Genomic DNA, 8,032 nt, shown 5'->3' with positions numbered 1-8,032 from the left:
TCATCCGACCATGTGGGCTGCCGCCAGTTAAACAGGGTTTTGGCAGCAGCGTTTTCCATAACTTCCCGGAGGCTTTACGGGTTGCAATAAAACTTTTTTTGTCAGGAGGTTCTAGCTGTCTACAGATTCATATTCATTCAATAATTCCTCAAGATCTTTTAATGAGATTTTGTCATAACCGTAGTCAGAGGACGTTTTTTCAGTTTCATTTTTACTCATGCAATGACTGATGACCTTCTGAAGACTTTCCTTGTACGTTTGATTAAAATCGCTGATCATCTGATCGGTGTACTCGTATTCGTTAAATGTCGTACTGATCATGAATTGTTGATCAACAACGACTGAGTCGATTTCGACGGAAGCATCTCTTGCACTTTTTGCTCCGATGCTTTGACCTGCCGAGAGCCTCGAAGATGAAAATTGTTCAGTCGTCAGATCATGGTCGAGTTCACCTAGATAATTGAATAATATCGGTGGCTTTTCATCCTTGAAGAGCTTTTGGTCTTTTGTCAAATACTTCAGGATGCCATAACCTATGCCGTTATTCGGTATTTTTCTCAATGTTTCTTTCACTATCTTGATCGCCATGGTCAGCTCTGTTTCTTCTTCTAAATCGATGAATACCGGATACATCGAGGTAAACCAGCCTACCGTTCTGCTGATATCTACATCCTGCAAGATGTCTTCTCTTCCGTGGCCTTCCATGAGAATTTTCAGCTTGTTTTCCCCGGTTAACCGCCTGACTGCCATTAACAAAGCTGTTAACAGAATGTCATTGATTTGCGTGTTGTATGCTTTATGCACCTCGCCCAGCAGCTGTTCCGTTTCCGTTTCACCGAGGGAAACCCTGAGTGTTCTGCTATTTTCATAGTTATCAAGTGCTGCCTTATGATGTTTAGGGATAAATTCCATCTTTCCTTTTGCTATCTCCCTCCAATATTCTTTTTCTTTCAACAACTTTTTGCTGTGGGCGTACTCTGCCAGTTTTTCTGAAAACGCCTTGTAAGAATCCGTTTTATAGCCGAGCTCAATTGTATTGCCTTGCAGTGCTTGGCTGTATGCGGCCGCAAAATCTTCGAATATGATTCTCCAAGACACTCCGTCTACCAAAAGGTGGTGAATCACGATCAGAAGATGGTCGCCCTCATCTGTTTGGAAAATGCAGAGTTTCATCATTTTTCCTTCTTGGATTGAAATCTCTTTTTGAATGGTTGTCGCTGTTTGATAAACGGCCTCCTCCGGGTTCTCTGCCGCTTTGATATCATAGACATACAGATCGAAGACGCTGCCTTCTAAACCGCGGTTATGCTGAATGATTTCACTGTTTTTCTCTTGATAGATCATCCTTAATGCATCATGCTGTTCGGTGAGTTTACGGACAACTCTTTCAACGATTTTTTCATCAAATCCATTTTCTCTATAGAGCATGAACGCCTGATTATAATGGTTTTGCTCTTCTTGATTTGCCGCAAAAAACGACCTTTGGATCGGGGTCAGCGGCACTTCCCCTTGAATGATTTCGTCTTGGCCGCGCACTTTCGTCTCTTTTTTCACATATTTACTGAGGTGTTTGATGGCCGGATTGGTAAACAGATCTTTAACCTGGAGTTTGAGATCGGCTCTTGATAATTTTGAAACGATCTGCAGAGCCTTGATTGAATCTCCCCCGACTTCAAAGAAATTATCATTGATTCCGATTTTGTCTCTGTCCAGCACTTCCTGCCAAACGGCAGCCAGCTTTTCTTCTGTTTCATTTCGGGGCGCTTCGTATTCGCTTGCTGCTGCCGCATCTTCGCCAGGTTCAGGGAGCGCTTTTCGATCGACCTTTCCGTTTGGTGTAAGAGGCATCTTGTTGATTTGAATAAAATAGGAAGGAATCATATAGTCCGGCAAATGATTGGATAAATATTCCCTTAGTTCATTTGCAATGATTTGCTGTGGGCAAGCGATATAGGCGCACAGGTATTTATGGCCTTTGCTGTCTTCGCGATCAATGACAACGGCTTCGCTAATATCCTGCTTACCTCGCAGCCTGGTTTCAATTTCACCGATTTCGATTCTGAAACCGCGAATCTTGACCTGATGATCAATTCTGCCCAGGAATTCAACATTTCCATCTGGCAGCCATCTTGCCAAGTCCCCCGTTCTGTACATGTTTCCCCCGGGTTCAAAAAGATGCGGAACAAATTTTTCCTTGGTGAGTTCAGGATTGTTGAAGTATCCTCTTGCGATCCCCTCACCTCCGATATACAGCTCGCCATAAACCCCGATAGGCTGCGGGTTTAATGAAGAATCCAATATATAAAATGCTGTATTATCCAGCGGTTTTCCTATAGGGGTATTCGCAATATCCGGAATATAATCCAAAGCTTCCTCATAATAGCCGGAGTCAACAGATGCTTCAGTAACGCCGTAGCTGTTGATGATTCTCATGTTTTGTCCATACTGTTCAACGAGCCACTTATAATCTTTGATAGCGCAGTTATCAGAACCCATGATCAGCAGTTTCATGCTGGATATATCCAATTGGTGATGATGGACATATTTCATAAAAGGAATGATAAGGCTTGGCGTCGACTCAAAGATGTGGATGTCATGTTTTTTGATCATGTCATATAATAGATTCATTTCCAGTTTGACGTCGTTTGGCACAATATACATCGTTCCGCCGTTGAAGAGGCTTCTGCATAAATCTCCCGCAAATACATCAAAAGAAATGCTGGCGAGCTGAAGCAGGTTGACCTTAAATGATGCTAATCCATAGTGCTTTCTCCAAGTGTAGTGAGCATGAATCAAATTGCGATGCTCCACCATAACGCCTTTTGGATTTCCTGTCGTACCCGATGTATAAATGACATATGCCAAATCACCGGAAGAATTGAGATGGTCCAAATTGCTTCCATCTGGATCATAAGCATCCGCTTGATCGATTTGCACGATTTCGCCGGCAAAGTTCATGTTGCCGATGAGATGGCGCTGGATAAGTAAAACATCGGCGGCGCTGTCCATCAGGATATATTCGATGCGCTCTTTCGGATAGTCCGGATCGATCGGCAGGTATGCCCCTCCGGCTTTGAGAATCGCCAATATGCCTGTCACCATATCCAATGACCGATCTGCCATGATTCCAACTATAGACTCTCGCTGAACACCTTTTTTCCGTAAAGTTCTTGCCAGTTGATTCGCTTTTTCATTTAATTCCCCGTAAGTCAATGTTTGTTCTTTAAAGACAATTGCCGGATGATTCGGTGATGTCTCAGCCTGTTTCTCAAACAGCTCCGGCAAAGTCCCTGTCGGATGTTCGGTCTTCGTATCATTAAACTGATACAGGATGGTGCTTCTTTCTTCTTCTGAAAGCATATTGATTTCGCTTAGCGTCTGGTGAGGATGATCAGCAATGTCTTCCAGTATATGAATGAAATGCTCCGCTATCGTTTCAGCGGTTTCTTTCTTAAATAATTTTGTGCAAAATTCCAGATGAAAAGTCATTGCACCTGCGGATTCTGCCGCTGCTAAAGACAAATCAAATTTTGAAATAGGAAACTCCATGCCGCATGTTTCTACATTCAATCCTTCGATATGCGGTTCTGCATCATCCAAAGCCTGCATATCAAACATCGTGTCGAATAATGCATTTCTGCTGATATCCCGTTCCAAATCTAATTTTTCAACAAGCTCATCGAATGGATAGTCTTGATGTTCATAGGCATTCAACGTATTGTCTTTCACTTCTTTTAAATACTCAATGAATGTCCTGCCGCCTTTTGGATAATTCCTCATCGCAAGCGTGTTAACAAACATTCCAATTGTGTTTTCCAAATCGGCCCGAGACCTTCCGGCAATCGGAGAACCTACGATTACATCTTCCTGTCCTGTATATTTTGAAAGCAGTGTTGTATATCCCGCCAACAGAAGCATATACATCGTAGCGCCGTTTTCATTGGCTATTCTTTTGAGCTTTTCTGTCAGCTCTCTGCCGATAGCAAATATAAGTCTGTCCCCTTCATAGCTTTGCATTTGCGGCCTTGGATAGTCTGTCGGCATGTTCAGAACCGGAATGTCATCGCGAAATACATTCAGCCAGTATTCTTCCTGCTTTTTCAAACTGTCTTTCTGATAGGCTTCTCTTTGCCACTCCGAATAGTCTTTATATTGGATGGTTAACGGCGCGAGTTCCTTTTCTTCATATAGGGCAGCCCATTCCTTCATGAATATCCCTATTGACACCCCGTCTGAAATGATATGGTGCATATCAAACAGCAGGATATGTTCTTCCGCGTCCACCCTAAGAAGCTCTGTTCTTAGAAGGGGGGCTTTTTCTAAATCAAACGGTCTGATAAACTGATTCATTCGCTCCTTGAGGCTCCGGTTCCCCAAATCATCGTATTTGATTTCAAACCGGACATCCTCTTCTATTTTTTGAACAGGTTCGCCGTTGATTGTGACAAAGGATGTTCTAAACCCTTCATGTCTGTCGATTAATGTTTTGAAAGCATGCTCAAGCTTCGCCGCTTGGAGCTCACCCTTTATTTTGATTGCAAATGGCATGTTGTAAGCGGTTTGGCCGTCTTCAATTTGATTGAGAATGTACAGTCTTTTTTGAGCGGATGAAAGAGGGTAATACTCTTTCTTTTCCGCTTTTTTAATGTCTGAATGAACCATTTTATGTTTTTGTTGGACATAGGCTGCGATTTCTTTAATCGTCGGATGGCTGAATATTTCTTTTAACGTTACCTCTACATTTAGTTTTGATTGTATCTTAGCGGCCATTGAAAAAGCCTTTAATGACTGTCCGCCGATTTCAAAGAAATGATCGTTTATCCCAATCTTCTCCAGGCCTAATATGTCCTCCCAGATGGATAAAAGCGCTGCTTCCGTTTGATTGCTCGGGGCTTCATAGCCTGCTGCCACAGACTCCCTTACATCCGGCTCAGGCAATGCCCTGACATCCACCTTGCCATTGATCGTGCGCGGCATTTGATCCAGCATGATAAAGTGTGACGGAATCATGTACTCGGGGAGGTCCTTCGCCAGAAATTCTTTGATTTGATCAATGGCGGCACCTTTGTGATGTAAGGTGATATAGGCACATAGATATTTGTTGTTGTTCTCGTCTTCCTTTGCTATAACGACCGCTTCATTTATATTGCCGTTCTTTAATAGGCGGTGTTCAATTTCTTCAAGCTCAATCCGATAGCCGCGAATTTTGACTTGGTTATCGATTCTGCCTAAAAATTCGATGTTTCCATCTGGGAGCCATCTCGCTAAATCACCTGTACGATACACCCTCTCACCTGATTTATTCAGGACAAACGCGGCATCTGTTAATTTTTGATTATTCAGGTATCCTCTTGCAAGGCCGTCGCCGCCGATCATAAGCTCGCCCGGTATTCCAATCGGCAGGAGCCGTCCGTATTGATCAGCGATATACACCTTATAATTACGTAAAGGTCTGCCGATTGGAATGCTCGTTTTTTTCTGATCTTCGCTGCTTAATTTATAATAGGTTGCACAAACCGTTGCTTCCGTCGGGCCGTAGGAGTTATAAACTTCGGCACCTTTTATGATATTTTCGATATACTCATATTTCAGAACATCCCCGCCGCTGATAAATTTCATATGCGGATGAAAGGTTAAATGTTTATGTTTATCGATTTCATTTAATAAAAGCGGGGAGCAGCTGACGAGCGTGACGCGGTGCTTTTTGATATTTTCCATCAGTTCATCGATGTTCATATCGCCGATTTTTTTGCTGATCACAAGACGCCCTGAGCAGGCTAAAATAGGATAAACCTCTTCAGTGAATGCATCAAATGAAAATGATACGACTTGCAGGATTGTATCGTTTTCACTTAAAGGAACCCTTTTAGTAAATGAATGAATATAATTGATGACATTCCGGTGAGTCGTCATCACACCTTTTGGTCTGCCTGAAGAGCCCGATGTGTAAATCACATATGCCAAATCAGAAGCGCCGTTTATCATTGGCGGATTTTTTTTATCACAACATTGAATCGCCTCATCATCAACTGTAATCAACCGGCCTCCGTCTATTCTGGACTTTAAATGCTCCTGAACGACGATCACATCAGCTCCGCTGTCTCTCAGCATATACTTCACTCTGTCCGAGGGATAATCCGGATCAATCGGCAAATAGGCTCCCCCTGCTTTTAAAATGCCCAAGATCCCAATGATCATCTCCGGTGAACGTTCTGTCATGATGCCCACTATTGTATTGGGTGTTACTCCATTTTCTTTGAGGAGCCAGGCCAGCTGATTGGCTTTTTCGTTCAGCTCTCTGTATGTCAATCGCTTGTCTCCAAAAATAACGGCGGTGTGATCCGGCGTTATTTCCGCCCGTTCTTCAAACAGCCGGCTGACTGTTTTATTTTTCGGATCGTCTTTTTTCGCTTGATTGAATGTATGTAATACGATATCTTTCTCTTCCTCAGACATCATCCTGATCTCGCTTAATGTCTGTTCAGGATGATGAGCGGCATCTTTTAAAACATTCAAAAAGTGTCCGGCCATTCTTTCGATTATTTCTTTTTTATACAGATTAGTGCAATATTGTAAATCGAACTTTATATGATCCCCATGATGATATGCGGTAAGGCTTATATCAAATTTCGAAACATCAAAGGCAAAGTCGTATGTCTCAAAGAGGGCTCCGCCGGCTTCAGGTGTGAAATCATCTGCATTTTGCATATCAAACATCGTGTCAAACAGCGGGTTTCTGCTCAAGTCTTTTTTCAAGCCCAATGTTTCTACCAATGCATCAAATTGATAATCTTGGTTTTCGTATGCGTTTAATGTATTTTCTTTTACGATCTGCAAGTATTCCCTGAATGTCATGCCGCCTTTCGGATGATTTCTCATCGCAAGGGTGCCCACGAACATGCCGATTGTCCTGTTTAAATCGGCATGTGATCTTCCCGCAATTGGGGAGCCTACAATGATATCTTCTTGCCCGGTGTATTTTGAAAGCAGGATTGTGTAGCCCGCCAACAGAAGCATATACATCGTCACACCGTTTTCTCCGGCTATGCTTTTGAGTTTTTTCGTGATGTCCTGATCCAATTCAAAAACCGTTCTGTCTCCTTGAAAACTTCGGGTTTTTGGCCTTCTGTAATCAAGCGGCATATTCAAAACCGGAATTTCACCTTGGAAGGTATTCAGCCAATAATCTTCCTGCTTCTTTAAGCCGCCTGTTTTCTCGATTTCTCTCTGCCATTCCGAATAATCTTTATATTGCACCGCCACCGGAGACAATGGTCTACCTTCCAATAAATCAGCCAATTCCTTCATTAAAATTCCCATAGAGACACCGTCTGAGATGATATGGTGCATATCAACCATCATCATACGCTCAGCCTCATTGACTTTTACGATCTCGGCTCTTAAAAGCGGGGCTTTGTCTAAATGAAAAGGTTTGATGAACCCGCCGATTTTCTCCTGAATGCTTTCTTCTCCTAATTCGCTGTATCCTAATTGAAACTCGGCTTCTTGTGCGATTTTTTGCATCGGTTCGCCATCGACTGTTACAAAGGAAGTTCTTAATGCTTCATGCCTGGCGATTAACTGCCTCCAAGCATCTTTAAACTGACTGATTTGGACGCTGCCTCTTCGTCTCACCGCTAAAGGCATGTTGTATGCGGTTCCGCTCTCGTCAAGCTTATTTAGAACGAACATCCTCTTTTGTTCCCTTGATAAAGGGTAACATCCATTTCCCGACAGATCCGCTTTCGGAATACCGCGCTCGTTTTTCTCCTCGGCGCTTTTTAGAACAGCTATGATTTCTTGTTTATATCGCTTTATTTTTTGTTTTAACTCAGCTGTCAATAATTCCTGAGGCCCAATGATTTTAATTTTTCCTTGGTTATGATATAAGAAAATATTTTTCTTTTTTAAATCATTTATGAAGCCTATTATACTCATATCAATCATCACTCCATTTATCAGACTTGCGGCGCTAAAATAAGAATAGTTTGAGCGTAAAATAGGGCAGCTGTACAATCTATCTCCAGGAAAT

1 protein-coding gene is annotated in these 8,032 nt (G+C 42.5%); it reads right to left on the bottom strand.

Translation table 11 applies throughout. The features are described 5' to 3' along the window. Positions 1-111 precede the first annotated feature (111 nt). Positions 112-7,938, bottom strand: a complete 7,827-nt coding sequence (locus BTA30_RS01825; RefSeq protein WP_076758516.1) for a non-ribosomal peptide synthetase — start codon at positions 7,936-7,938, stop codon at positions 112-114. Between the last annotated feature and the right edge of the window lie 94 nt (positions 7,939-8,032).

The sequence above is a fragment of the Bacillus swezeyi genome, assembly GCF_001969815.1.
In the GTDB taxonomy this organism is placed as follows: domain Bacteria; phylum Bacillota; class Bacilli; order Bacillales; family Bacillaceae; genus Bacillus; species Bacillus swezeyi.
This window is presented reverse-complemented; position numbering and strand designations above follow the sequence as displayed.